The organism is Rhodococcus sp. NPDC003322 (assembly GCF_053589555.1).
In genome coordinates, this window is sequence record NZ_JBSFSC010000008.1 from 157,199 (window position 1) to 183,755 (window position 26,557).

23 protein-coding genes are annotated in these 26,557 nt (G+C 70.3%); 10 read left to right on the top strand and 13 right to left on the bottom strand.

Features of this window, described 5'->3' with window-relative positions; genetic code table 11:
- Positions 1 to 55: 55 nt before the first annotated feature.
- The gene (gene glpK, locus ACWDUM_RS26565) at positions 56 to 1,558 is read right to left on the bottom strand and encodes a glycerol kinase GlpK (RefSeq protein ID WP_450116151.1); all 1,503 of its coding nucleotides are present in this window, start codon (positions 1,556 to 1,558) and stop codon (positions 56 to 58) included.
- On the bottom strand, positions 1,555 to 3,498 hold the full coding sequence (locus tag ACWDUM_RS26570) for a zinc ribbon domain-containing protein (protein WP_450136326.1): 1,944 nt from the start codon (positions 3,496 to 3,498) through the stop codon (positions 1,555 to 1,557). Before ACWDUM_RS26570 ends, glpK begins: the two co-directional genes overlap by 4 nt.
- Positions 3,499 to 3,705: 207 nt before the next feature.
- On the opposite strand from ACWDUM_RS26570, the gene ACWDUM_RS26575 reads away from it, so the two are divergent.
- Entirely contained in the window at positions 3,706 to 5,439 is a 1,734-nt protein-coding gene (locus tag ACWDUM_RS26575) for a glycerol-3-phosphate dehydrogenase/oxidase (protein WP_450136309.1), read from the top strand.
- A 46-nt stretch (positions 5,440 to 5,485) separates the two neighbouring features.
- On the opposite strand, the gene ACWDUM_RS26580 is transcribed toward ACWDUM_RS26575, so the two are convergent.
- On the bottom strand, positions 5,486 to 5,983 hold the full coding sequence (locus tag ACWDUM_RS26580; RefSeq protein ID WP_450116149.1) for a hypothetical protein: 498 nt from the start codon (positions 5,981 to 5,983) through the stop codon (positions 5,486 to 5,488).
- Positions 5,984 to 6,262: 279 nt separating this feature from the next.
- Positions 6,263 to 6,973, bottom strand: a complete 711-nt coding sequence (locus ACWDUM_RS26585; RefSeq protein WP_450136310.1) for a TetR/AcrR family transcriptional regulator — start codon at positions 6,971 to 6,973, stop codon at positions 6,263 to 6,265.
- A gap of 70 nt (positions 6,974 to 7,043) precedes the next feature.
- Here ACWDUM_RS26585 and ACWDUM_RS26590 point away from each other — a divergent pair, with 70 nt between their 5' ends.
- The 3 genes from ACWDUM_RS26590 (at position 7,044) to ACWDUM_RS26600 (ending at position 8,993) form a co-directional block, all read left to right on the top strand.
- On the top strand, positions 7,044 to 7,811 hold the full coding sequence (locus tag ACWDUM_RS26590) for an SDR family NAD(P)-dependent oxidoreductase (protein WP_450136311.1): 768 nt from the start codon (positions 7,044 to 7,046) through the stop codon (positions 7,809 to 7,811).
- Between the two features lie 97 nt (positions 7,812 to 7,908).
- Complete coding sequence (locus ACWDUM_RS26595; RefSeq protein ID WP_450136312.1) at positions 7,909 to 8,496, top strand: TetR/AcrR family transcriptional regulator; 588 nt, start codon at positions 7,909 to 7,911, stop codon at positions 8,494 to 8,496.
- Positions 8,497 to 8,534: 38 nt separating this feature from the next.
- A complete protein-coding gene (locus ACWDUM_RS26600; protein WP_450136313.1) occupies positions 8,535 to 8,993 on the top strand; it encodes a hypothetical protein in 459 nt (152 codons plus the stop codon).
- Positions 8,994 to 9,092: 99 nt separating this feature from the next.
- Here the strand turns inward: ACWDUM_RS26600 and ACWDUM_RS26605 are convergent, their stop codons facing one another.
- On the bottom strand, positions 9,093 to 9,896 hold the full coding sequence (locus tag ACWDUM_RS26605) for a DNA-formamidopyrimidine glycosylase family protein (RefSeq protein ID WP_450116143.1): 804 nt from the start codon (positions 9,894 to 9,896) through the stop codon (positions 9,093 to 9,095).
- Between the two features lie 29 nt (positions 9,897 to 9,925).
- Entirely contained in the window at positions 9,926 to 14,512 is a 4,587-nt protein-coding gene (locus ACWDUM_RS26610; RefSeq protein ID WP_450136314.1) for an ATP-dependent helicase, read from the bottom strand.
- Positions 14,513 to 14,596: 84 nt separating this feature from the next.
- Here ACWDUM_RS26610 and ACWDUM_RS26615 point away from each other — a divergent pair, with 84 nt between their 5' ends.
- Positions 14,597 to 15,424, top strand: coding sequence for an alpha/beta fold hydrolase (locus tag ACWDUM_RS26615; protein WP_450136315.1), 828 nt, complete (start codon positions 14,597 to 14,599; stop codon positions 15,422 to 15,424).
- Here the strand turns inward: ACWDUM_RS26615 and ACWDUM_RS26620 are convergent.
- The 3 genes from ACWDUM_RS26620 to ACWDUM_RS26630 form a co-directional block, all read right to left on the bottom strand.
- Complete coding sequence (locus ACWDUM_RS26620; RefSeq protein WP_450136316.1) at positions 15,421 to 16,434, bottom strand: acyl-CoA dehydrogenase family protein; 1,014 nt, start codon at positions 16,432 to 16,434, stop codon at positions 15,421 to 15,423. The genes ACWDUM_RS26615 and ACWDUM_RS26620 overlap by 4 nt on opposite strands.
- 100 nt (positions 16,435 to 16,534) lie before the next feature.
- Positions 16,535 to 18,040, bottom strand: a complete 1,506-nt coding sequence (gene amaB / locus ACWDUM_RS26625) for an L-piperidine-6-carboxylate dehydrogenase (RefSeq protein WP_450136317.1) — start codon at positions 18,038 to 18,040, stop codon at positions 16,535 to 16,537.
- Positions 18,041 to 18,089: 49 nt separating this feature from the next.
- Positions 18,090 to 19,895, bottom strand: coding sequence for a zinc ribbon domain-containing protein (locus tag ACWDUM_RS26630; protein WP_450136318.1), 1,806 nt, complete (start codon positions 19,893 to 19,895; stop codon positions 18,090 to 18,092).
- Positions 19,896 to 20,446: 551 nt separating this feature from the next.
- Between ACWDUM_RS26630 and ACWDUM_RS26635 the strand changes: the two genes are divergently transcribed.
- From ACWDUM_RS26635 to ACWDUM_RS26655, 5 genes are all read left to right on the top strand, one after another.
- Positions 20,447 to 20,887: an Lrp/AsnC family transcriptional regulator gene (locus tag ACWDUM_RS26635; protein ID WP_450116138.1), complete on the top strand. Its 441-nt coding sequence runs from the start codon at positions 20,447 to 20,449 to the stop codon at positions 20,885 to 20,887.
- 63 nt (positions 20,888 to 20,950) lie between these two features.
- On the top strand, positions 20,951 to 22,300 hold the full coding sequence (gene lat / locus ACWDUM_RS26640) for an L-lysine 6-transaminase (RefSeq protein WP_450136319.1): 1,350 nt from the start codon (positions 20,951 to 20,953) through the stop codon (positions 22,298 to 22,300).
- Positions 22,301 to 22,450: 150 nt separating this feature from the next.
- Positions 22,451 to 22,648: a hypothetical protein gene (locus ACWDUM_RS26645; RefSeq protein WP_450116136.1), complete on the top strand. Its 198-nt coding sequence runs from the start codon at positions 22,451 to 22,453 to the stop codon at positions 22,646 to 22,648.
- Positions 22,649 to 22,829: 181 nt separating this feature from the next.
- Positions 22,830 to 23,648 (top strand): tyrosine-protein phosphatase, encoded by an 819-nt coding sequence (locus tag ACWDUM_RS26650; protein WP_450136320.1) that lies wholly within the window; start codon positions 22,830 to 22,832, stop codon positions 23,646 to 23,648.
- An 83-nt stretch (positions 23,649 to 23,731) separates the two neighbouring features.
- Complete coding sequence (locus ACWDUM_RS26655; RefSeq protein WP_450136321.1) at positions 23,732 to 24,535, top strand: tyrosine-protein phosphatase; 804 nt, start codon at positions 23,732 to 23,734, stop codon at positions 24,533 to 24,535.
- A 38-nt stretch (positions 24,536 to 24,573) separates the two neighbouring features.
- On the opposite strand, the gene ACWDUM_RS26660 is transcribed toward ACWDUM_RS26655, so the two are convergent.
- The 4 genes from ACWDUM_RS26660 to ACWDUM_RS26675 all read right to left on the bottom strand — a co-directional run.
- A complete protein-coding gene (locus ACWDUM_RS26660; RefSeq protein ID WP_450116133.1) occupies positions 24,574 to 25,272 on the bottom strand; it encodes an NAD-dependent deacylase in 699 nt (232 codons plus the stop codon).
- Between the two features lie 53 nt (positions 25,273 to 25,325).
- Positions 25,326 to 25,667 (bottom strand): hypothetical protein, encoded by a 342-nt coding sequence (locus tag ACWDUM_RS26665; RefSeq protein WP_450116132.1) that lies wholly within the window; start codon positions 25,665 to 25,667, stop codon positions 25,326 to 25,328.
- The gene (locus tag ACWDUM_RS26670) at positions 25,667 to 26,098 is read right to left on the bottom strand and encodes a DUF1707 SHOCT-like domain-containing protein (protein ID WP_450136322.1); all 432 of its coding nucleotides are present in this window, start codon (positions 26,096 to 26,098) and stop codon (positions 25,667 to 25,669) included. Before ACWDUM_RS26670 ends, ACWDUM_RS26665 begins: the two co-directional genes overlap by 1 nt.
- Positions 26,099 to 26,173: 75 nt before the next feature.
- Positions 26,174 to 26,557 (bottom strand): acetyl-CoA carboxylase biotin carboxyl carrier protein subunit (locus ACWDUM_RS26675; RefSeq protein WP_450136323.1); only part of this gene is annotated, 384 nt, incomplete at its 5' end.

Here is a 26,557-nt window from a genome sequence, read left to right on the forward strand (position 1 = left end):
GTGACATTTGCTGTCGGCAAGTGAGCCAATGTGACATCAGGGAACCAACGGGTGGTCAGTCGACCCAGTCGTAGGTGCGCTCGACGGCCTTGTTCCACTCCCGGTACAGCCGATCCCGTTGCTCGGCAGGCATGTTCGGCGTCCAGGTGTGGCCGATCTCCCAGTTCGCGCGGATGTCGTCCTCGGAGCTCCAGAATCCGACGGCGAGTCCGGCGGCGTAGGCCGCACCGAGTGCGGTGGTCTCGTTCACGACCGGCCGGATCACCGGGACGTCGAGGATGTCGGCCTGGAACTGCATGAGGGTCTCGTTGAGCACCATCCCGCCGTCGACCTTCAGCGAGGTGAGGGCGACACCGGAGTCGGCCTCGGCGGCCTCGATCACCTCGCGGGACTGGAAGGCGGTGGCCTCGAGCGCGGCCCGGGCGAGGTGGCCCTTGTTCACGAAGCGGGTCAGCCCGACGATCGCTCCGCGGGCGTCCGGTCGCCACCGCGGCGCGAACAGTCCGGAGAACGCGGGCACGAAGTAGGTGCCGCCGTTGTCCGGGACCGCGGACGCGAGCAGTTCGACCTCCTTGGCGGAGTTGATGATCCCCAGGTTGTCGCGCAGCCACTGCACGAGCGACCCGGTGACCGCCACCGAGCCCTCCAGCGCATACACCGGTGCGCTCTCACCGATCCGGTAGCACAGCGTCGTCAGCAGTCCGTGCTTGCTGTGCACCGGGGTGGTGCCGGTGTTGACCAGCAGGAAGTTCCCGGTGCCGTAGGTGTTCTTCGCCTCGCCGGGGGACAGGCAGGCCTGCCCGAACATGGCGGCCTGCTGGTCGCCGAGGATGCCGGCGATCGGGACGCCGGCCAGCGGGCCTCGTTCCCGGCAGGTGCCGAACGGGCCGGAGGAGCTGCGGATCTGCGGCAGCATCGACGTCGGGATCCGCATGTCCGCGCAGATCTGTTCGTCCCAGTCCAGGGTCGTCAGGTCCATCAGGAGTGTCCGGGACGCGTTGGTGACGTCGGTGGCGTGCACGCCGCCGTCCGGTCCGCCGGTGAGGTTCCACAGGATCCAGCTGTCCATGGTGCCGAAGCACAGGTCGCCGGCCTCGGCGCGGGCCCGGACGCCGTCGACGTTGTCGAGGATCCACCGCAGTTTCGGCCCGGAGAAGTACGTCGACAGCGGCAGTCCGGTGGTCTGCCGGTAGCGGTCGGGGCCGTGCCCGTCGGCGATCTCCTCGCACAGCCGGTCGGTGCGCGTGTCCTGCCAGACGATCGCGTTGTACACCGGTTCGCCGGTGGCGCGGTCCCAGACGACGGTCGTCTCGCGCTGGTTGGTGATGCCGACCGCGGCGATGTCGTCGCGGGTGAGGTCCTTCTTGGCGAGCGCGGCGGCGGCCACCTCGCGGGTGGTGCGCCAGATCTCGGCCGCGTCGTGTTCGACCCACCCGGCCTGCGGGAAGATCTGGCGGTGTTCCTGCTGGGCGGAGGTCACGACCCGGCCACCGTGATCGAAGATCATGCAGCGGCTCGACGTGGTGCCCTGATCGATCGCGGCGATGTACTTGGTCACGGGCGTCCTCGTCTCTCGGGCGGTCTCGGCATGAAGCTACTAGCGTCTACGTCGGTCTCGCACCTCCCTCGACAGATTGGGCTGGGGGCGTGAGGTTCACGTGTCCCACGGCTACTCGTATCATTTTGCGGTGGTACGGGTTTGACCGTGTCCCACACCGACGCTCGGGGTGCAGGAATTTCGTTGCCTGGTTTCACCTCCGCCCGTGTGGGTGGGGCCTGGGTACTGTGCCGGACGCGGCGGTGCCGCGGCTGTGGTGGTGTCGCTTGGGTCTTGTCCCGGCACTTGCGGACCGGTGCGTGTGCTGCGTCCTTCACTGCGGGTGGCTGACCACGTCGGCGGGTGGTCTTCGCCCTACCGAGCAGGGCGCGTTTGGCAATGTTGACCGCGGCGACGTGATCACGGTTGCCGCCGAGAGTGCACCGCTCGCACCAGGCCGTGTGGTATCCGCCGGGGCGGGTGAGCGGTTCGTTGCAGCTTGGGCACAGGGCCGAGGAACCACGGGCAGGAACGGTGGTCACGGTTACCCCGACTCCGGTGGCGGTGTGTGCAAGCGCGGCGACAGCTTTGCGGCGGGGCGACTGCGCCGTCCGGTTGTTGTTGACGCGTCCGTGGCCACGGGCTTCGAGGGTGGTGAGGTCCTCGACGCCGATCACCGTCGCCCCTACCGCGGTGGCGTGGTCGGTGACCTGTCGGGCGAAATGAAACGTCAACTCTCGGTTGATCTTCGCTCGCTTTGTCCCGATCGCGGTTCGATGGCGGTCGAGGATGGCGATCTTCGCTTCCAGTTTGGAACGAACCTCCGGATGAGCGGAGGTGGCGAGGCGGCTCAACCGCACGGCTTTGCGGTGCAGTATCTGCCCTTCCACCTGCAGTCGCGCCAGTTTGATGCCCAACCCGCGGTCGTCGTATGTGTGACCGCGATATGTCGACGAGAGCCCGTCCGGGGTTTCGCTGACTGTGGCGATGGCGCCGAGAGTGGATGGTGACCAGTCGACTCCGACCGCGATCGTGGCGCCCCTCAGGTTGTCGACGGGCACGGCTTCGGTGGCCGCGCCTCGCCACAACAGCCCCCGGTGGTCCATGGTGAGTGTGGGCAGGTGCCAGGCGGTGATCGCACGCCCACGCAGGTGCAGGGGGATCGCAGCGGTCAGCAGCACCCACTGCCACTGCGTCCTCGATTGCGGGGCCGGGCAGGTCGGCAGTTTGACCGCCAGCACCATCTCGCAACCGCTCACGGCAAGGTGGGCGAATTGTTTGTCGGACGCGGACAGGCGCGCCAACGCAGGAAGCCGTGGCGGCGTCTGGATGTCGGTGACGCGCAAACGCTGTCCGGCAGTCGGCCCCGACCTGTCGCCGCCACCGGTGCGGCGGTGGTGAGCGGCGAGTTGACGTACAACATTCCGGATGAACGCCGCGGACAGCGGTACACGGTCGTCGGGCTGATCGGGGCCGGTGAGGCGGCCGGCGTGCGGGTCGAAGCGCGGGGACAACGCTGCCACCGCGCTGTCACGGAAGGCGAGTGTCCGCAACATGGAGACAACTTGCGCCGTGGTCACCCGTGCAACGCGGGATGGTACGTACACCCCGTCCGGATACACCGGTACCCAGCCCAGACGGGCTGCGGCGACATGTCCCTGCATGGGGAGTTTTCGTCCCTGGCAGTCCCGCCCCGCCTCGAGTGCGTCGAAGGCGGCCGGATGCCACAAGCGGGTCAGCAGTTCCGAACCCGCCGCTGTGATCAGGTCCAGCAGCCAGCGAACACGGGTGTCGATGTCGTCGAGGCCGATCGCCTCGCCGGACGAGAATTCCACCGCGTGATGGGCGCGGGTGGTGAATGAAAACTGTCGCGTCGCACTCGAACCTCGATCGACAAGCGTGATCGGCGTTCGTGCATCCAACGTCCCCTCCGAAGTGCTCACCCATCCCCGGCTCCGCATGGTCTGGACCGTAACGCCGACCACCGACAAGGAACGCGTAGCCACGAGGCCGGTGAACCATCGGATCGGCCTCGTCACGCCGCCCGACCCGTCGGTGGAGGGCACAGCACAACGTGAAGTGGAAATGGCCCGTCGCATATAGTGCGAGGTATCTCGTTCACAGCGAGAATCCTGGAGTCGGATTTGCCGTCAACCTCGGGAGGAGCGTTGGACAAGCAGCGTGGTGTGCAGTTCCTCGGCCCGGATCAGCGGAAGCTGGCCTGGGAGCAGTTGGGGACCGAACAGTTCGACGTGGTGGTGGTGGGCGGCGGGGTCGTCGGCGCCGGCGCCGCGCTCGACGCCGCGACGCGGGGACTGAAGGTGGCGCTGGTGGAGGCGCGGGACTTCGCCTCGGGTACCTCGTCCCGGTCGTCGAAGATGTTCCACGGCGGTCTGCGCTACCTCGAACAGCTCGAGTTCGGTCTGGTCGCGGAGGCGCTGCACGAGCGGGAACTGTCGATGTCGACGCTGGCGCCGCACCTGGTGAAACCGCTGAAGTTCCTCTTCCCGCTGACGCACCGGGTGTGGGAACGCCCGTACATGGCGGCCGGGTTCATGCTCTACGACCGGATGGGCGGCGCGAAGTCCGTTCCCGCGCAGAAGCATCTGACGCGGGCGGGTGCGCTGCGGATGGCGCCGGGGCTCAAGCGGAACGCGCTCGTCGGCGGAATCCGCTACTACGACACGGTGGTCGACGACGCGCGGCACACGATGACGGTGGCGCGCACGGCCGCGCACTACGGTGCGGTGGTGCGCACCTCGACGCAGGTGGTCGGGTTCATGCGCGAGGCGGATCGGGTTTCCGGTGTGCGCGTGCGGGATTCGGAGGACGGCAGCACCACGGAGGTGCGCGGTCACGTCGTGATCAACGCGACCGGAGTGTGGACCGACGAGATCCAGGCGCTGTCGCACCAGCGGGGCCGGTTCCGGGTCCGGGCCAGCAAGGGCGTGCACATCGTGGTGCCCCGGGACCGGATCGTCAGCGACGCCGCGATCATCCTGCGCACGGAGAAGTCGGTGCTGTTCGTGATCCCGTGGGGCGGGCACTGGATCATCGGGACCACCGACACCGACTGGAATCTCGACCTCGCGCATCCGGCGGCGACGAAGGCCGACATCGACTACATCCTCGGGCACGTGAACAATGTGCTCGTCACCCCGCTCACCCACGACGACATCGACGGCGTCTACGCCGGACTGCGCCCGCTGCTCGCGGGGGAGTCCGACGAGACCTCGAAACTCTCCCGGGAGCACGCGGTCGCGCGGGTGGCGCCCGGCCTGGTCGCGATCGCGGGAGGCAAGTACACCACCTACCGGGTGATGGCCGAGGATGCCGTCGACATTGCGTCCGAGGACATTCCGGCGCGGATCGCGTCGTCGATCACCGAGAAGGTGCCGCTGGTCGGCGCGGACGGGTACTTCGCGCTGGTGAACCAAGCGGTGCACCTCGGTGAGCTGTACGGGCTGCACCCGTACCGGGTCAAGCACCTGCTCGACCGCTACGGTTCGCTGATCGACGACGTGCTCCAACTCGGCGCGGCGACACCCGAACTGCTGCAACCGATCACCGACGCCCCGGACTACCTGCAGGTCGAGGCGGTGTACGCGGCGGCGGCGGAGGGGGCACTGCACCTCGAGGACATCCTCGCCCGCCGGACCCGGATCGCGATCGAGTACCCGCACCGCGGCGTGAACTGCGCCGAGCAGGTCGCGCACCTGGTGGCGCCCGTGCTGGGCTGGGACGCGGCGGCGGTCGATCGCGAGGTCGAGACCTATCGGGCGCGGGTCGAGGCGGAGGTCGAGTCGCAGCGCAGGCCCGACGACGAGTCCGCCGACGCGCTGCGGGCGGCCGCACCCGAGGCCCGTGCGGAAATCCTGGAGCCGGTGCCGATCTCGCGGTGACGGCGGACGCTGCCCCGGCGCTGCCGCGGCAGGGGCAGCGTCGGGCTCAGTGGGTGAGGACCAGCTTGATCGCGACGATCAGCACCGCGACGAACCCGAGTACGAACGATGAGACGAGGGTGTTCCGAGTCGGGCGTTCACCGCGCAACCGGGTGATGACGTAGGCGATGCCCGCGATACGGGTGACCACCCAGACCTCGGCGAGCAGTAGCGCCGTGGTCAGTTCGATCCAGCCGAGTCCGCTGCCCAACCACACCAGCACCGCCGGGATCAGTGCCGACGTCAGGACCGGCACCGAGTCGCGGAGCTCGTCGAGTCGTTCCGACCAGGTCAGGGCATGGCCGGTTCGGGTGCTGCGCCCGAGGGATTCGGCGAAGGCGTGCGCGATGAAGGTGGAGATCCCGGTCCCGATGATCACCAGTGCCGCATGCGTGACGCTCGCGTTGTTCAGTGGCACGAGAGCGGCCAGCACCAGGATGTTGCCGTAGACGTAGGCACTGATCCGGCTGGCGTAGTCCTCGGTGGACAGGGGCTCGCGCGTCATGGGGTACAGCTTGGCATGCGCGGTGTGCGCAGTCGGCTCGGCGCCGCTCACGTGCACTCAGCGTGTCCGCACGACGGTGCTTGGGGCCGACCGGGCGGCCAGCCCGGAGATCGCCATGACGATCAGGACGAGGACGGCGATGGATGCGGTGGCCATGGTCGAACCTTCCCGTGCGGATGTTTTCCGGACAGGTTCCAGACTGCGGTACGTAGCCGTGGTGCACCTCGGAGCGAGGTATGGATTTGCTGAGAGTGTGCTGGCGGGAAGTCGGATGTCGGGTCAGCCCCGGGACGGATCCGAACCCGGCGCCGCGAGGCCGGCGGTCAGGGTGCGGATGCAGCGGACGGCGATGTCGGCGGGGCTCGGCCCGGCGCCGTTGCCGTTGCCGTTGCTGTCGCCGTCGTCCGCATCGCCGGTGCCGGCCCACGTCTGGATCGCCAGGCGCATCGCGGTGTTGCCCGCCACCGCCATCAGCCGAACGTCGACGGGGTCCGCGTCCGGGCCCATCAGGGGTGCCAGGACGGTGACGAGGGCTTCCTCGGTGTCGTGGACGACGCGGAACCAGACCGATTCCAGGCCCGGATCGCCCGGGACGGCGCGGAGCAGGCCCCGGCTCAGGCGCAGGGAGTCGCTGCCGAACCGGTCGGACCGGGACAGGGCCCGGTGCGCGGAGCTCGTGAGGGCCTCGACCGGCGGCGTCCCCGGCGCGGTGGCCGCGAGGTCGGCGATCCAGTCCGCGACACCTCCCGCGAGCAGGGGGGTGACCGCCGCCTCCTTGGTGGGGAAGTACCGGTAGAAGGTGCGCAGTCCGATGCCCGCCGCGGTGGCGATGTCCTCCGCGGTGACGGCGGCCGCGCCGCGGGCGGCGAACAGCTCGGCCGCGCAGCGGGCGATCTCGAGCTGAGTCTGGGCCTTGCGGCGCTCGGTCAGTGAGCGGGGGGCTTGCGCGATCGGGTCGGCCATGGTCACCATCATGGCACGTTGTGCCACTCCGGCGTAGCGTGCAAGTACGCAGTCTGCAGACCAGGAGTGCTGCGGGAGACCAGAAGGAGTGCTGCTCATGAATCGCTTCGAGGGACGCAAGGTGCTCGTCACCGGCGCGGGATCGGGCATCGGTCAGGCCACCGTGGCTCGGCTGCTGTCCGAGGGCGGCGTCGTCGCGGCCGCCGACGTGTCCGAGCAGGGCCTCGCCGAGACCCGCAGGCGTGCGGAGGAGGCCGGCGTCGCGGACCGCCTCACCACCGCCGTCGTCGACATCTCCAGCGAGGACTCGGTGCGTGAGGCCATCGGAGGGGCCATCGAGGGCCTCGGCGGCCTGCAGGTCCTCGTCAACGCGGCCGGCATCCTGCGGTCCTCGCACACCGCGGAGACCACTCTCGAGTTCTGGAACACGATGATCGGGGTCAACCTCACCGGCACGTTCCTCGTGACGCGTCAGGCACTGCCCGCCCTGCTCGAATCGGGGAAGGGCGTGGTGGTGAACTTCAGCTCCACCTCGGCGTCGTTCGCGCACCCGTACATGGCCGCCTACGCCGCGACGAAGGGCGGCATCCGGTCCTTCACGCACGCGATCGCGCTCGAGTACGCCAAGCAGGGCCTGCGTGCGGTCGCCGTCGAGCCCGGCTCCATCGCGTCCGGGATGACCAGCAACCCCGGCTTCCCGGAGGAGGGCGTCGACCCGAGCCTGATCGGCAAGCTGTACCCGTGGATCGGCGACGGGTTCGCGCCGCCGGAGGACGTCGCCGGCGTGATCGCGATGCTCGCGTCCGATGACGGAAAGTTCGTCACCGGCACCGAGATTCGCATCGACGGCGGCACCCACATGTGACGCAGGCGTCTCCGGCGCTCGTGCGTGGTTTGCGGGTCCCCACACCCGCAAACCGCGCACGAGCAGCGGAGCTGCCTGTCTCCTAGACTCGGGCGCGATGAGTGCCACCGACCGCCCCGACCTCGACCAGCGCCGCCTGCAGCGACGCACGCGTCTGCTCGAGGTCGGCGTGGACCTGCTGGGGACGGCCGACGCTCCGGGCGTCAACGTGCGCGCCGCCTGCCGCGCGGCCGGCCTCACCGAGCGGTACTTCTACGAGAGCTTCGCCGACCGCGACACCTACATCCGGGAGGTGTACGCGGAGGTGGGCGAGCGGGCCCGTGCCGCGCTGGTGGCGGCGGTCGCGAAGGCCGACGGCCCCGCGGAGGTCGCCGAACACGCGGTGCGGGCGTTCGTCGAACTCGTTCTCGACCACCCGGAGGCGGGCCGGGTGCTGCTGCTGGCGCCGCTGCGCGAACCAGCGCTCGGCGGTCGCGGCCTCGCGCTCGCCCCGAGTTTCGTTGTCCTGGTGGCAGATCAACTGAAGGACATCGCCGATCCCGACGAGCGGGCCCTGCGCGCCCTCGGCCTCGTCGGTGCCCTGACGAGCCTGTTCATCGGCTACCTCGACGGCACCGTCACCGTGCCGCGCGAGGCCCTGATCCGGCACTGCCTCGGCCTGCTCGAGCGGGCGAGCAGGCTCTGACGCGGGGACCCGTCCCGGGGATGTTTAGATTGGCGAGCATGTCCACAACATCGGATCGGGAGATCGTCGAGGAGGCTCTCGGCACCTTCGTCCGTGGTCACCTCGACCTCACCGACGGAACCCGTCTCGACGACCGGCATTTCAGCCTGACACTCGAACTCGGCGGGCGGGACGTCGCATTCCTCGCCGCCGCCGTCGGCCCCGACGAGGCCCGTTCGCTGCTGCCCAGGCTCCGCCGGGTCGTGCACGATCACGATCGGTTGGTCCGCAGCGCCGTCGAGGCCGTGGTCCGGCAATTCGGCGACGACCCACCGTCCGTCGAGGAACTCGCCGACGCCCACGACGATCTCGTGCTCGACACCGTCGAGACCCACCCCGGCGGCGACGTGGTGCTGCACCTGGCGGACACGTGTGGCGATCACTTCATGGACGGCTACTGGCCCGCGGTCCGACTCGATCCCGACGACAACGTGGTGGCTGTGACGGTCGAGTCGTGAGACTCCCGGTCCCGGGTGCGTTGCGCTACCGGAAGTCCGTGTACGCGTCGGCGCGCGGGCCGATCGCCGTGACCAGGGCGATCGGCACCTGAAGGGTCGTCATGTGGTGACGGTAGCGGTCTGCGGCTGGCAGTTCGGGCACCAGAAGATCTGCCGCTCACGATCGGGTGTGCCGTCGCCGAGCATGCCGGCCGCGACGAGGGTGCCGCAGCGCAGGCACGGCTTGCCCGCGCGGCCGTACACCCAGGTGGTGCGACCGCGACGGCGGTCGCCGGTGGTGATGCGGACGGTGCGGTCGCGGTTCGCGGTCAGCAGGCGGTGCGCGAGATCCGCCCACGCTCGCGGTTCCCCGGCGTCCGCGACGGGTGTCGCCGGGTGCACGCCGCGCAGGAAGCACAGTTCGCTGCGGTAGACGTTGCCCACCCCGGCCATCACGCGCTGATCGAGCAGGGCCACGCCGATCGGGCGGCCCGGCTCGGCGCCGAGGTTCGCCGCGGCGCGGCCGGTGTCCCAGTCGGGGCCGAGTAGATCCGGCCCCAAGTGCCCGACCGCGCGCTCCTCCTCGGCGCGCGCGAGCACCTCGACGATGCCGAGCTGGAACCCGACGGCGAGGAAATCCTCGGTGCCGAGCAGGATTCGGGCCTGCCAGGCGGGCCGGCGCCACCGCGCGCCCGCCGGGTACACGTGCCACTCGCCCTCCATCTTCAGGTGGGAGTGCACTGTCGCCTCGCCGACCCGGATCAGCAGGTGCTTGCCGCGGCTGAGCACCTCGTCGACCGGTCCGGGCGTCAGATCCACCGTCGCGAACCGAGGCACCCGGATGTCGCAGACCGTCAGCGGCGTGCCGATCAGCGCGCGGCGCAGCCTGCTCGCGGCCTGCCAGACGGTGTCACCCTCGGGCATCGGCACCGCCTCGCGCCGGGCGCATCCGGTCAGTGCCCATACGAGGTCCGTTTGCGCAGCCCGCGGGGCGTCGCCGAGAACCCCGCCTCGACCAGCGCGGGGGACAGCGGGCTGGTGTGCACCGACTCGCCGTCGACCTTCTCGATGACGATCTTGTCGACGCCGCCGCGGTCGACGAGTTCGGCCAGGGCGATGGCGGCGCTGTGCCGGGTCCCCGGGTCGTCGGTGAACGTGAGCAGTGTCTTGCCGCCCCGCTCGACGTAGAGCGCGAGCTCGCCGTCGACGAGGACGACCATCGCTCCGGCCTTGCGCCCCGGGCGATGACCGCCGTCGGTGGCGGGCCACGGCAGCGCGCCGCCGTACGGGTTCGCCGGGTCGGTCGCGGCGAGCGCGACCGCGGCGCGGGCGGGCTCGGCTCCCGGCTCCGCGAAGCCGCGGAGCCGGTCCACCACCTCGGACGTCGAGAACTGGGCCGCACCGAGACCGTTCACGAAGTAGCCGCGCCGGCACCGGCCGCCGTCCTCGAACCCGCGCAGCACCTTGTAAATCAGCGCGAACCCGCCGGGCACGTCCTCCGCGACCACCGAGCCTCGGGTGAGCACCCCGTACCGGTCGAGCAGCAGGTCGGCGCGGGCGTGCGCACGGATCGTCGGGTCCGGCTCCGGATCGGGCAGCAGCGACCACCGGCCGCCCACCGTCGGGGGACCGGTGCGGGACGGCAGTGCCGGCCGCGGCAACGCCCGGTACGCGCGGGTCCGGGGCGGGCGGCGCGGAGTCCGGTGGCTCGGGGTCGCTCGGGTGGTGCCCGACAGCAGCGCGCGCAGCGGCGCGAACGTGTCGCCCGACAGGTGCCCGGCCCACACCAGTTGCCACAGCGCCTCGACCAGCGCCGGGTCGTCGGTGGACCCGACCTGGTCCGACAGGGTGCGGAAGAAGTACGCCCCGCCCGGCGCCAGGGTGTCGAGGATCGTGCGGTGCAGATCGGACAGTTCGATGTCCTGCGGTGGCGGCAGCGTCAGCGGCGCGGTGTCCGCCAGGTGCAGGCGGACCCAGCCGTCGCTGCCGGAGATCTGCCCGGCTCCGGACCACAGCACCTCTCCGGTGGTGGTCAGTTCGTCCAGCATCGACGGCCGGTAGTCGCGAACCCGCGACGGCAGCACCATCGACTCCCAGGCGGACGCCGGGATCGGCACCCCGGCGAGTTGGTCGATCACCGCCGCGACCCCGTCCACGCCGCGCAGTCCGCCGCCGACGTGCTGCCAGTCGGGGAGGAAGCGGCCGAGCGCCTCCGGTTCGACCGGTTCGACGTCGCGCCGGGCCGCGGCCAGGGACCTGCGCCGGATCCGGTGCAGCACTTCGGCGTCGCACCACTCCGAACCCGTTGCCGCGGGACGGAACTCGCCCTCGACGACCCGCTTGTCCTGCGCCAGCCGCAACAGCACGTCCCGGACCACCGAGGTGCCGAGCCCGAACCGGGCGGCACACTCGGCGAGCGTGAACGGACCGTGGGTGCGGGCGTAGCGGCCGATCAGGTCACCGAGCGGGTCGTCGACCGGCTCGATGAACGCGGCCGGGGTGCCGATCGGCAGCGGTACCCCGAGTGCGTCGCGCATTCGCGAGGCGTCCTCGATCGCGACCCACCACTGCTGCCCGGCGAACGCGACCCGCATCGCACGCTTGTGGGCTTCGAGCCCGGCCAGCCACTCCCGCGGATCCGCCGTGGCGCGGGCGGCCACCTCCGTTTCGGTGAGCGGTCCGAGCAGCCGCAACAGGTCGGCGACACCCTCGGCGTCCTTCGCGCGGCGGTCCTCGGCGAGCCGCTGCAGTTCGCGTTCGGTCTGCTCGATCACCGCCTCGTCGAGCAGTTCCCGCAACTCCACCCGGCCGAGCAGCTCGGCGAGCAGCGTCGAGTCCAACGACAGTGCGGCGGCGCGGCGTTCGGCGAGTGGACTGTCGCCCTCGTACATGAACGCGCCGACGTAGTCGAACAGCAGCGCCGTGGCGAACGGGGACGGCGATGGCGTCTCCACCTCCACGATCCGGATCCGGCGGCGGCCCACGTCGGTCAGCAGCCGGATCAGGGACGGCAGGTCGTACACGTCCTGCAGGCACTCGCGGACCGTCTCGAGCAGGATCGGGAACGTCGGGTACTTGCGGGCCACGTCCAGCAGTTGCGCGGACCGCTGCCGCTGCTGCCACAGCGGGGCGCGGCGACCCGGGTTGCGGCGCGGCAGCAGCAGGGCGCGGGCCGCACACTCGCGGAACCGCGACGCGAACAGCGCCGACGCCCCGACCTGCTCGGTGACGACGTCCTCGATCTCGTCGTGGTCGAAGACGAACAGCTCCGCACCGGGCGCCGCGTCCTCGGTGTCCGGCAGCCGGACGATGATGCCGTCGTCGGATGCGGTTGGCGCGGAATCGATCCCGTACCGCTCCTGCAGTCGGGCGCCGATCGCCAGAGCCCACGGTGCGTGCACCGGCAGCCCGTACGGGGAGTGCAGCACCAGCCGCCAGTCGCCGAGTTCGTCGCGGAACCGTTCCAGCACCAGGGTGCGGTCGCTGGGCACCTGCCCGGTCGCGGCACGCTGCTCGTCGACCAGCGCCAGCAGGTTGTTCGTCGCGTTCTCGTCGAGGCCCTGGGCGGTCAGCCGCGGCCGCAGCTCCGCCGGGTCGCCGAGCGCGGTCTCGCGCAGGAACCCGCCGAGCGCGGCGCCGAGCTCGGCGGGCCGGCCGAGGCCGTCGCCGTGCCAGAACGGCAACCGGCCCGGCATCCCGTAGGCGGGGGAGACCAGCACCCGGTCGTGGGTGATCTCCTCGATCCGCCAGCTGGTCGCGCCGAGCGCGAACACGTCCCCGACCCGGGACTCGTAGACCATCTCCTCGTCGAGCTCACCGACCCGCGCGTTGCGCTCACCCACCATGTAGACGGTGAACAGCCCACGGTCGGGGATCGCGCCGCCCGAGGTGACGGCGAGGCGCTGCGATCCGGGCCTGCCGGTCAGCACGTCGGCGTCGCGGTCCCACACCAGCCGCGGTTGCAGTTCGGCGAACTCGTCGGACGGGTAGCGGCCGGCGAGCAGGTCCAGGGTGGCGTCGTAGGCGGACCGGGGCAGGGTCGCGAAGTTCCCGGTGCGCCGGACCGCGTCGAACCAGGCCCCGGCGTCGATCGGGTCGAGCGCGCACACCGCGACGGTGTGCTGCGCCAGGATGTCGAGCGGGTTCGCCGGTACCGCAAGGGCTTCGATCTTCCCGGTGGTCATCCGCTCCACCGTGACGGCACAGTGGATCAGGTCGGTGCGGTGCTTCGGGAAGAGCACGCCGCGGGAGATCTCCCCGACCTGGTGCCCCGCCCGGCCGACGCGCTGCAGCCCGCTGGCCACCGACGGCGGTGCCTCGACCTGGATCACCAGGTCCACCGCACCCATGTCGATGCCGAGTTCGAGACTGGACGTGGCGACCACGCACCGCAGCCGGCCGGACTTGAGGTCGTCCTCGATCAGTGCGCGTTGGTCCTTGCTGACCGATCCGTGGTGGGCGCGCGCCAGCAGCGGCTCGGCGCCGTGGTTCACCTCGGTCGGCGCGCCGATCTGCGCAGGCGGTGCGTGCAGGGTGGCGACCGGGTCGCCGAGTCGCGCCGCGTACACCTCGTTCAGTCGTGCGGTCAGGCGTTCGGCGAGGCGGCGCGAATTGGCGAACACGATCGACGAGGAGTGCTCGAGCACCAGGTCGACGATCTGTTCCTCGACGTGCGGCCAGATCGAACCCTGCTGCGGCGCCGGTGATTCCGAGGTCGGGTCCGGGTCGGTGACACCGAGCTCGGTCATGTCCTCGACCGGGACCCGGACCGTCAGGTCGAACGTCTTCGGTGCGGGCGGTGCGACGACGTGCACCGGCGCCGAGCCGGCCAGGAACCGGGCCACCTCCTCGTGCGGGCGGACGGTGGCGGAGAGCCCGATCCGCTGCGCCGGCCGGTCAAGCAGCATGTCCAGCCGCTCGAGCGAGAGGGCCAGGTGCGCGCCGCGTTTGGTGGCGGCGACGGCGTGCACCTCGTCGACGATCACCGTCCGCACCGTCGCCAGGGTCTCGCGGGCCGCGGAGGTGAGCATCAGGAACAGCGACTCGGGGGTGGTGATCAGGATGTCCGGCGGCGTGCGCAGCATCGCGCGCCGCGTGGCCGGGGCGGTGTCGCCCGACCGGACGCCGACGGTGATCTCCGGCGGCGTCAGGCCGAGTCGCTTCGCGGTCTGGGTGATCCCGACGAGTGGGGCGCGCAGGTTGCGTTCGACGTCCACCGCCAGTGCCTTGAGCGGCGAGACGTAGACGACCGTCGTCCCGGTGGGCTGCTCCTCCGTCGTGTCGGCGGGCCGGTGCGGGCGGGTGGCCAGCTGGTCGAGGGCCCACAGGAACGCCGAGAGGGTCTTTCCGGAGCCGGTCGGCGCGACGACGAGGGCGTGAGAACCGTCCGCGATCGCCTCCCACGCACCGAGCTGTGCGGACGTCGGCGCAGGGAAGGCACCCGCGAACCACTCGCGGGTGGGAGCCGAGAACCTGTCGAGCACGGCGTCCCTGCGCCCATCCCGCACGGCGTCGCTGCGCCCATCCTGCACGGCATCCATGGGTCCATCCTGCCTCGCGCCCCCGACATCACGAGTGGGTGTCGAAACGGCGCGGTTCCTCGACAGGTGTCGTAGCCTGCCCGGATGACCACTGCGGAAGCTCGGTTCCGGCGGGTGGGCGCCGGCGAACCGGTCTTGCTGATTCACCCGTTCGCGCTGTCTCATCACGTGTGGCGACGAACCGCCGACCTGCTGGCCGCCGACCACGACGTGCTGGCGGTCTCGATGCCTGGACACTGGGCCGGGGAACGCGTCCGGCCCTTCGACGTCAGCATCGACAACTACGCCGACGGTGTGGAGCGGATCGTCGACGAGCTCGGCTGGGACACCTGCCACATCGTCGGCAACTCCCTCGGCGGCTGGGTCGGCTTCGAACTCGAGCGGCGCGGCCGCGCACGTTCCCTGACGGCGATCGCCCCGGCCGGCGGCTGGTCGGACCTCTCGCCGTCCGAACTGCGACTCGGGGCGATCTTCCTGGCGCTGGCGCCGTTCATCGGGATCGGGCGCCTGATCGGTGACCAGGCGTGGAGGATGCCACTGGTGCGGCGACTGGTGCTGTGGCTGCTCTCCCACGACGACGCCGCGGTGCCCGCCGACGACCTCCGGCTGGTCATCAAGGCCGCGACGCACTGCGGCGCGTTCCTGCCGACCGAATGGATGGGCTTGCGGGACGGCGGAATCCGCGGCATCGGCCGGGTTCGGGTCTCGACACTGCTGGTGCTGTGCGAGCATGACACGCTGCTGCCGATCGAGACGTACGGCCGGCGATTCCTCGACGAGCTGCCCGCCACCGCAGGCCGGGTGGTTCTGCCCGGGGTCGGGCACATCCCGATGCTGGAGAATCCGACGCTGGTCGCCGAGACGATCCGCGGGCACGTGACGGCCGCCGTCGAACGTCCGATCGCGCGTTAGCCGCTGCCGAGTCGGTCCAACAGCGCCGAGCGGATCTGCGGCCGCGACGCGGCGACCAGGGTCAACGTCGCCTCCCGCATCAGCCGTTCGGCGGTGCTGCCGCCGATCGACGCCGCACTTCCCGTGGCGGTCACCAGCGCGGCCGCGGTCACGATGGCCAGTTCCGATGCGGCGGCGCGGGCGTCGTACAAGTCGCCGGCCCCGGTCAGCGCCTTGTCCAGACGCTCGCGGACCGTGTCGGCGGCCGACTCGAACGGATCGACGTCGACTCCCCGCTCCGCGAGCTCGGTCCGGCAGCGCCGTGCCACGCCGGTTGCCATGCAGCCGTTCAACCACGACCCGAACACCTGACCGGCCGCGAACACCTCGGGCGAGGTGACATTCGCGACCCGGGCGTCCGGAACCTCGAACCCGTCGAGCCGCAGCCGCACCGTGTTGCTGCCGCGGGCCGCGATCAGCGGAAGTTCCTCGACGACGACCGCCTCGGTGGCGGTGGCGTCCACCACCAGGTGGACGATCGAGTCGTCGAACTCGTCACGGGCGGACAGTTGCAGGACGTCGCCGATGTCCCAGCCGGTGACGAACGGCGCGACCCCGTCGAGCACGTATCCGCCGTCCACCCGTCGCGCGTAGAGCAGTGGCGGCTGCGGGATCGCGCCGGCGAACGCCACCCCGCCGCGGACCGACCCGTTGACCAGGCCGTCCCAGAGGCGTTCACGGAGATCGTGATTCGGGCTCGAGGCGAGCGAGCTGACGACACCGTGGTGCTGCATCCAGGTGAACGCGGTGGCCAGGCAGCCGCCGCAGAGGATCTCGACCACCGCGACCAGCTCGCCGGTGTCGAGTGCCGGGCCGCCCCGGTCCGGGGGCGCGGCGAGCCCGTAGAACCCGGCCTCGGCCAGTGCGGCGAAGTGGCTCGACGGGATCTCGCCGTCGGCGTCCACGCTGTCGGCGGCCGGGAACAGCACGTCCTCGGCGACTTCGTGAGCGAGCTCGGACCAGTGCGTCACGCCCTCAGGGTAAGGGCCCGGAGGCGGCATCGGCGCGAGGCGGCTCCGCCGCCGGTGAGTCCTTGCGGCCCGCCACCGGACCGGAAGGACTCACGATGCGTCAGCGCCCGAACTCGACGCCCTGTGCCAGGGGCAGCTGGTCGGAGTGGTTGACGGTGTTGGTGGCCCGCCGCATGTACGCCTTCCACGAGTCGGAGCCCGACTCTCGACCGCCGCCGGTGTGCTTCTCGCCCCCGAACGCGCCGCCGATCTCGGCGCCCGAGGTGCCGATGTTGACGTTCGCGATGCCGCAGTCCGACCCGTCGGCGGCGAGGAACCGCTCGGCCTCGCGCTGGTCGAGGGTGAAGATCGCCGACGACAACCCCTGCGGGACCGCGTTGTGGAGCGCGATCGCCTCGTCGAGGTCCTCGTAGGTCAGGACGTAGAGGACTGGCGCGAAGGTCTCCTCGCGGACCACCGCGGTCTGTGCGGGCATCCGGACGAGGGCGGGCGAGACGTACACCCCGGGCCGCTCGACCCGGTCGCCGCCGCAGACCACCGTGCCGCCGTCGGCGCGGGCCCGGTCCAACGCGGAAACCATGCCTTCCCAGGCCTGTTCGCGGACCAGCGGACCGACCAGGACGCCGTCGTCGAGGGGGCTGCCCACCGGCAACTTCCGGTAGGCGGCCGCCACCCGGTCGACGACGGTGTCCACGATCGACGAGTGCACGATCAGCCGGCGCAGCGTGGTGCAGCGTTGCCCGGCGGTACCCGCGCCTGCGAACACGATCGCCCGGACCGCGAGATCCAGGTCGGCGGAGGGGGCGACGACCGCGGCGTTGTTGCCGCCCAGTTCGAGCAGGCAGCGGCCGAACCGGGCCGCGACCCGCGGGCCCACCTCCCGGCCCATGCGGACGGACCCGGTGGCGCTGACGAGAGCCACCCGTGGATCGTCGACGAGCCGCTCGCCCACCGGGCCGGTCCCGAGCAGCACCCGGTGCACGCCGTCGGGGGCGCCGGTGTCCGCCGCCGCGCGCCGGACCAGCGCGTCGCAGGCGAGCGCGGTCAGCGGGGTCAGTTCGGACGGCTTCCACACCACCGGGTCCCCGCACACGAGCGCCACGGCGGCGTTCCACGACCACACCGCGACCGGGAAGTTGAAGGCCGAGATCACCGCGACGACGCCGAGTGGGTGCCACGTCTCCATCAATCTGTGCCCGGGCCGCTCGGAAGGCATTGTCCGGCCGTACAACTGGCGGGACAGTCCGACCGCGAACTCGCAGACGTCGATCATCTCCTGCACTTCACCGAGGGCCTCGGATGCGATCTTGCCCGCCTCGATCGTCACCAGTGTTGCGAGGTCCTGCTTGTGTTCGGTGAGCAGTTCCCCGAGCCGGCGCACGAGCGCGCCCCGCTGCGGTGCGGGCACGACCCGCCACCGCTCGAAGGCGTGCCGGGAGTCGGTGATCGCGGCGTCCACCTGCTCGGGGGTGGAGGACTGCAGCCGGAACAGTGTCGATCCATCGATCGGCGTGCGGGCGGGCAGGTCCCCGTCGTCGGGTGGCGTGGGGACACCGCACGCCTGCAGGGCCCGGGCGGCGAGTTCGCGTGGGGAAGTGGGGGACATCGGATGCACCTCTTGCGGTCGCGGCGGTGGGAACCTACTGGGCTAGCGTCTACTCAACTCTGATAACTCCTGTCACTGAGGTGGCAGGAGTTGGAGAAGTAAGTCCCTCACGGCTACCCGTAACACCTTGCGAGGCTGCTGGTTTGACCGTGCCCCACGCCGACGCTTGTGGCGCAGGAACAATTGCTATCTGATTCACCCCCAACGGCGGTACCGCTGCGGGAACACTACGACGGACCCGGCGATGGCGGGGTCTGCTCGGTGTTGGACTGGTCTTGTCGCGGCATTGGCGCACTGGCGTATGCTCGGCAACCCGGACCTCCGGATTCCGGCCACGCTTCCGAACGGCTCTGCTGCGTCCCAACAACGCGCGTTTGGCCAGATTCACACCCGCCACATGATCACGATTACCACCAACTTTGCAGCGCGCACACCACGCCCGGTGGTAACCACCGCGGCGGGAGATTGGTTCGTTGCAGCCTGGACACAACGCTGACGAACCGCGTGCCGGAACCGACACCACCACGACACCCACCCCGGCAGCAGTGTGCGTGAGCGCTTCGACAGCTTTGCGGCGCGCGGACTGCGCTGCCCGATTGTTGTTCACCCGGCCGCGTCCGCGAGTTTCCAGCGTCGTGAGGTCTTCCACCGCGATCACCTTCGCTCCCGCTGCGGCGGCGTAGTCGGTGACCTCACGGCCGAAATGAAAGGCAAGTTCCCGGTTGATCTTCCCTCGTTTGACGTCGACGGCGGTGCGGTGCCCGTCGAGGACTGCGATCTTCGCTTCCAATTCGGTACGCACCTGCGGCGGGGCGGTCGCGGCGAGCTGAGCCAAGCGCGTTGCTTTGCGGTGCAGCAGTTGACCTTCGTCTTGCAGCCGCGCCAGCTTGATGCCGAGCCCTCGGTCGTCGTACGTCCAGCCCCGGTAGTCCGAGACCAACCCGTCCGGGCTCTCGTAGGCGATGGCAGCTGCACCGAGGGTGGACGGTGACCAATCCACACCCACCGCAGCAGTCCCCAACATCAGGTCGGCTGCTGGGACGTGTTCGGTGGCAGCGCAGCGCAGTAGCAGGCCGCGGTGGTCGAGGACAAGAGTCGGCAGATGCCACTCGGTGACCGCCCTGGTGTTCAGGTGCGGCGGGATGGCGGCGGTCAACCGGGCACGCCGCCATTGCGCACGCCCTGTTGGGGTGGGGGTGGTGGGTAATTTGACAGTCAACACCATGACGCCGTCTGTGACGGTGATTGTTGAGAGTTGCTTATCGGCTGCGGAGAGTCTGGCCATCACGGAGGTCTGTGGTGGTCCCTGCACATCAGTGATCCGCAGGCGTTTAGTTGGCGCGCCATCGGCGCGTCGGGCGCGAGCGGCGAGCTGCCGTACTACGCCTCGGGCGAAACCCGACGGCACATCCTCCGCAGCAGTGGTGGGTGCGGCCATTCTGGCGGTGGCCGGATCGAACCGGGCAGTCAACGCCGTGATCGCGGTGTCCCGGTACGCCAACGTCCGCAGCGTACTCATCGCTTGGGAGGTCACCACCCGGGTCACCCGGGACGGCGCGTAGATGCCACCGGGGTAGGCCGGGTTCCAGCCGAGACGCGCAGCTGCGACATGGCCTTGCGCCGGGAGTTTCCGGTACTGACTGTCGAGCCCGGCATTGAGGACGTCGAACGTAGCCGGTTGCCACAACCGCGACACCAACTCTGCTTCCGCGCCGTAGATCAGGTCGAGCATCCACCCGACACGGATGTCGATGTCGTCGAGGCCTAGCGGCTCACCGGTAGCGTCGTCGACCGCGAGGTAGGGGCGGGTGGTGAACGAAAACTGCCGCGGCGCAGTAAATCCGGTATCGGTCATCGGCTACTCCTTCTCCAACCATGCTGCCGCATCGTCGAGAAGTCGGCGTTGATTCTGGTTTGACCGCAATTGATTGAACCGGCCGGAGGACGACGCCAGTAACGCCATGTAGTCATCCATCAGCTCCTCTACCAGCGATTTGTGGATCTGCTCCCGCAGTGCCTAGACCTTAACGCCGACCACCGACAATTAGCGCTCGAACCACGCGACACCGAACCGGGCCAACCGATCCCGCCACACCACCCGGGCCGCCGTGAAATGGGCTTTGACGGTGTCATCGAGCATTCGGCCAACCCGGCCCGCGTCTCCCGCAGACCTGAACCGCGATCCTTGTACACCCGGGTGCCGGTGGCGATCCCGCGCAACATCTTTTCCTTTTTGACGAGCGAGGGCTCCTGCCCGGTCTAACCTGATGCCCGGCAGGACAACGCTTCCACTCTCTCCGGCGGTGCGCTATTGGTCGCAGGATTACCCGGTCAACGATCCGTGACGAGCCACTAGTAGCTAAGGAAAGATAGTTATTTGTTTCTCGCCTGTAGTTGACTGTCTCCATGTCGGAGCCACTGGACGAGATCGACACGCTGCTCGTGCGCGAACTCGTCGACGACGGACGGGCGACGCTCGCCACGCTCGCGGAAAAGGCCGGTTTGTCGGTGTCGGCGGTCCAGACCCGGGTGCGCCGGCTCGAGGCGCGCGGCGTGATCCGCGGATACGGTGCGCGCGTCGACCCCGAAGCGCTCGGTGAGGAACTGTCCGCTTTCGTGGCGATCACTCCCTTCGATCCGTCGGGTCCCGACGATGCGCCTGCTCGCCTGGCGCACATCCCGGAGATCCGGGCCTGCCACTCGGTCGCGGGGGAGGAGAGCTACGTCCTGCTGGTGCGGGTGGAGTCTCCGCGGGCGCTCGAGCGGTTACTGCAGCTGATCCGGACGACCGCCAACGTCCGGACCCGCAGCACGATCATTCTGCAGACATTTTACGACAGGGCGTAGATCGAACAGGAAATGTTACTGAAACCGGTATATGAACAGGAAGTTTTGGCATAACCTCGTGTTATGAGTGGCGCGATCGACCAGCGACACGGAGTCGGGGACATCGGACCCGGCGAGGTTCTCGGCGTGCTGGGTGCGCACATGCTGGTCGACGGATTCGACCTCGTCCTCGACCTCACCCGGTCGCGCGGTCGCACGCTGGTCGACCAGCGCGACGGCACCGAATACCTCGACATGTTCGGGTTCTTCGCCTCGAACACGCTCGGCATGAACCACCCCGCGCTCGCCGACGACGGGGAGTTCCTCGCCGAACTCGCCGAGGCCGCGGTGAACAAGCCGAGCAACTCCGACGTCTACACCGTCGAGATGGCGCGCTTCGTGCAGGCATTCGAGCGCGTCCTCGGCGACCCCGCGCTCCCGCACCTGTTCCTCGTCGACGGCGGCGCGCTCGCGGTCGAGAACGCGCTCAAGGTCGCGTTCGACTGGAAGAGCCGCCGCAACGAGGCGGCCGGCCGGGACCGCGCGCTCGGTTCCCAGGTGCTGCACCTGCGGCACGCCTTCCACGGTCGCAGCGGCTACACCCTGTCGCTGACCAACACCGATCCGGTCAAGGTCGCGCGGTTCCCGCTGTTCGCGTGGCCGCGGATCGACGCCCCCGCGATCGAAGCCGGGACGGACATCGCCGCGGCCGAGGCCCGCGCACTCGACCAGGCTCGGTGCGCTTTCGTCGAGAACCCTTACGACATAGCCTGTTTCGTCGCCGAACCCATCCAGGGGGAGGGGGGCGACCGGCACCTGCGGGCGGAGTTCCTGCTGGCGATGGCCGACCTGTGCCGCGAGCACGATGCGCTGTTCGTCCTCGACGAGGTGCAGACCGGCGCCGGGCTCACCGGCACCGCCTGGGCCTACCAGCAACTGGGGTTGCGACCGGACGTCGTCGCGTTCGGGAAGAAGACCCAGGTGTGCGGGATCATGGCCGGCGGCCGCGTCGACGAGATCCCCGACAACGTCTTCGCGGTGAGTTCGCGGATCAACTCCACCTGGGGCGGCAACCTCACGGACATGGTGCGCGCCCGGCGCATCCTCGAGGTGATCGAGCGCGACCGGCTCATCGACCGGGCCCGGCTCCTCGGCTCGCACCTGCTCACCGAATTGACGGCGCTCGCACGCAGGCAGGACGGGGTGAGCGACCCGCGTGGCCGCGGCCTGATGTGCGCGATCACCCTCGACACCGCGGGGCGCCGCGACGCCGCCGTCGCCGCCCTGCGCGAGCGCGAGCGGGTACTGGTTCTCGGCACCGGGGAACGGGGGATCCGGTTCCGGCCGCCGCTGACCGTCACCGCCACCGAACTGTCGGACGCCGTCGCCGCCCTGGACCGGGTGCTCGCGGCGGACGGGGTGCCGGGGGCCTGACCGGGCGGGGCTTCGGGAGAACGTGTCGGTGCCCCCTGTCATTCTGGTCGGCTCCGCGGTGGAGCGGCGAGGACCCGCGTGAACGAGGCTGTGCGACAGCCTCGTCCGCGTGCCGGTCCCGCCCCGAACCTGCGCCCGAGGAACCAGCACTTGAACGAGTTCGATCCGACCACACATCCCGATCCGGCCGTCTCGAAGGCGACCTGGGTGATCGGTGTCGCCGCCGCGCTGGTGCTCGGCATGGCGATCGGCGTCGTCATGACCGAGGCCGCCGCACCGAGCGCGGGGGCGCCCTGTGCGCCCTGGCCGCAGCCTGCGCGCACCGTCGAAGTGTCGACCGGGCAGTGAGGCGAGCGGAGCGACGGGGGATGGGCAGTCGGGCGAGCGGAGCGACGGGGATGGGCAGTCGGGCGAGCGGAGCGACGGGGATGGGCAGTCGGGCGAGCGGAGCGACGGGGATGGGCAGTCGGGCGAGCGGAGCGACGGGGGAGGGGCCGGCGGTGCCGGAGTCGTGGTTTACCGTGCAGGCATGAGCATCTCGCGCCCGGTCGGGTCGCCGATCCCCGTCGCCTCCGTCCCCAACCTGCGGGATGCGGGCGGGTACCGCACCACGGACGGCGCGGTGGTGCGCAGCGGCCGGGTCTACCGCTCCACCGATCTGGGCGCGGTCGCGGACTCGGACCGGTCCGCGCTCGACGCCCTCGGCGTCGCGACGGTGTTCGACCTGCGGACGCTCGCCGAACGCGAGCACCGCCCGGACCGCGTGCCGACCGGCGCGAAGGAGGTCGCGCTCGACGTGCTCGCCGACCGTGACCCGTCCGCCGCCCCGGCGATGATGCAGAAGCTCATCGGCGATCCCGTCCTCGCGGAGCAGCTGCTCGGCGGCGACACCGGCGGCACCAACTCGCACCTGCTCGGCAGCTACCGCGAGTTCGTGTCGATGCCGTCCGCGGTCGCCGCGTACCGGGCGCTGTACACCGACCTGGCCCGCCGCGAGGACACGCCGGTTCTGATCCACTGCACCACCGGCAAGGACCGCACCGGGTGGGCCGTGGCCGCGCTGCTGCTGGTCCTCGGCGTCGACGAGAACCAGGTGTTCGGGGAGTACCTGCTGACCAACGAGCAGCTGCTGCCCGCGCTCGCGCCGGTGTTCGACCGGTTCCGCAGCGCCGGCGGCAACCCCGACATCCTCCTGCCGCTGCTCGGCGTGCGCCGCGAGTACCTGGAGGCCGCGCTCGACCAGATGCACACCGACTTCGGCGACATCGAGGGCTACTTCGTGCGGGGTCTCGGGCTCGGCACCGAGGATGTCGACGCGTTGCGGGCCCGGCTCCTCACCCGGGACTGACGGCCGCAGCGTCCCACGCGACACGAACCGGTCCCCGAGACGGTTGGGGAGCCACCGGTGTCGGATTCGCCTACTTTGGGCAGATGACGATCACGCCCGGCACGAGCATCCCGATCCTGTCCGTCCCGAACCTGCGCGAGATCGGCGGGTATCGCACCCGTGACGGCGCGACGGTCCGCTTCGGTCGCTTCTACCGTTCGACGGATCTGAGCAAGGTCACCGTCGACGATGCGATCAGGCTCGCCGACCTCGGTCTCGTGACGGTGTTCGACCTGCGCACCGCGGCCGAGCGCGACGCGGCGCCCGATCGGGCGCCGGCATCGGTTCGGGAGGTGCCGCTGGACGTGCTGGCCGACCAGGTGCAGGCGTCGATGGCCGCCCAGATGCAGTCCGTGCTGGAGGAACCGGCGATCCTCGAGAAGTATCTCGGCGACACCCACGCGATGGACCTGTTCCTCGAGGTCTATCGCGACCTGGTCACCCTGCCGAGCGCGCTCGCGTCGTACCGGGCGATGTTCGTCGACCTCGCGGCGCCCGACGCCCTGCCCGCCCTCGTGCACTGCACGACGGGCAAGGACCGTACCGGCTGGGCCACCGCGTCGCTGCTGCTCCTGCTCGGTGTCGACGAGGACGACGTGTTCCACGACTACCTGCTGACCAACGACCAGCTGCTGCCGTCGTTCCAGGCCGTCTTCGACAAGTTCACCGCAGGGGGTGGCGACCCGAAACTTCTCGAGCTGGTGCTCGGCGTCCGTCCCGAATACCTGCAGACGGCTCTGGGGCAGATGCGGGAGAAGTTCGGGACGGTGGAGGGATACTTCGCCGACGGTCTCGGGATCGACGGGGCCGGGCAGCAGGCCATTCGTTCGCATCTGCTCGAGGGCTGAAACGCACGCCCGGGTTGCGTGCCGGGGCGCACGGGTGGTCAGCGCCGCGACTCCAGCATCTCGCGGACCCAGGCCGGTACCAGGTCGCCGGCCCGGCCCTGCCGTGTCTCGTGAAACAGGTGGCTGCCCTCACTGGGCTCGAGGTTGAGCTCGAGGGTCCGGGCACCGTGCTGCCGGGCGTGCCGGACGAACCCGGCCGCGGGGTAGACGGCACCGGAGGTGCCGATGGACACGAAGTGGGTGGCCTCGGTGAGGGCGTCGGCGATGCGCTCCATCTCGTACGGGATCTCGCCGAACCACACCACGTCGGGCCGCAGGTCGGCGACTCCGCAGCGGGGGCAGGGCGGCCCGTCGATCAAACCGTCGTCCCACGGCGAGGCGACGCCGCACGCGCGGCACAGGGCCTTGCGGAGCTCGCCGTGCATGTGGATCACGTTGCGCGAGCCGGCCCGCTCGTGCAGGTCGTCGATGTTCTGGGTGACGACCAGCAGCCTCGTGCCGAGCGTCTCTTCCAACTCGGCCAGCGCTCGGTGGGCGTGGTTCGGTTCGACGGTGCGCAGCGCGTCGCGGCGGGCGTCGTAGAACCGCTGCACCGTGAGCCGGTCACGCTCGAACCCCTCCGGCGTGGCCACGTCCTCGATCCGGTGGCTCTCCCACAGGCCGTCGGCGTCGCGAAAGGTCGGCACTCCGCTCTCTGCGGAGATGCCGGCACCGGTCAGGACCACGATCTGGGACACGGAAAAAGGCTACCCGTGCACCGAGTGCCCGCGCCGTCGCCCGGCGGTCGCCCTCAGCGGTCGGCGACGGTGAGCCCGAGCGCTCCCTCGGCGAAACGCCGGACGGCATCGCTCGCGCTCGCCAGTGCGTCGTCGTGGCCGTGTCGTGCCCAGCCGCCGAGCTCGCCGACGTCACCGCGCGGCGTCAGGCCGACCTCGGCGAGCAGTTCGCCGGTGGTGGGTTCGCACACAGCCCACGAGTAGTGCTCCTCCGCCGCCCACTGCGCGGTGCGGTTGGCGATGTAATCCGGGTCGGTGACACCGCCGTCGGCGAGGGCGGGACGGTCGTCGACGCGCTCGTCCTCCCGCAGTGCACGCAGATACCAGGAACCGGCGTTGATCTCGATCGGTTCCATCAGCCCTCCTCTCCGTCCCCGAGCTCGCGGCGGCGGTGGTCCCGGTGCCTGCGCTGCTTGCGTTCGCGGTCGGTGCCGAACAGCAGGATGCCGGCGGCGGGGATCGCGAGGAACCACAGCCAGCTGCCGGTGACGAAGAAGAGCAGAAGGGCGACGAGCGGGATCAGCGCCATGATCCGGCCCTGCCAGTCGGGGGAGAAGCGGCGGTCCGGGGTGGAGGCGTCCGCGGACGCGGCGGTCGCTGCCGTCGGCGTGGGGAGATCCGCGAACACCTGCTCGAGCTGTCCGCGGGTGGTCGCGGCGGTGATCAGCCCGCTGCGCTCGTCGAACTCGGTCACCGACAACCGGCCGTCGCTGAAGTGCCGGCTGAGTTGTTCGAGCGCCTGCTCGCGTTCGGCGGTCCCGATGCGAATCTCCGGTGGTTCGGCCATGTCGACAGACTAACGACTGCGTTGAAACGCCGAATGCCCCCGACCTCGGGGTCGGGGGCATTCGGCGTGAGCGTCTTACTTCAGTTCGGCGAGGACGGTGCCCTGCGTGATCGCGGCACCCGGCTCGACGGCCAGACCGGTGACGGTACCGGCCTTGTGCGCGGTCACCGGGTTCTCCATCTTCATCGCCTCCAGGACCACGATCAGGTCACCCTCGGCGACCTCCTGACCCTCGGTGACGGCGACCTTGACCACGGTGCCCTGCATCGGCGCGGTGACCGCGTCACCGGAGGCGGCGCCGCCACCGGCACCGCCACGCTTGCGGGCCTTGGGCTTGCGCTTGATCGCACCGGTGGCCGGGGCGCCGGTCCCGACCTGGAACTGGCCCGGCAGCGACACCTCCACCCGGCGGCCACCGACCTCGACGACCACGTTCTGCCGCGGCAGCGCCTCCTCACC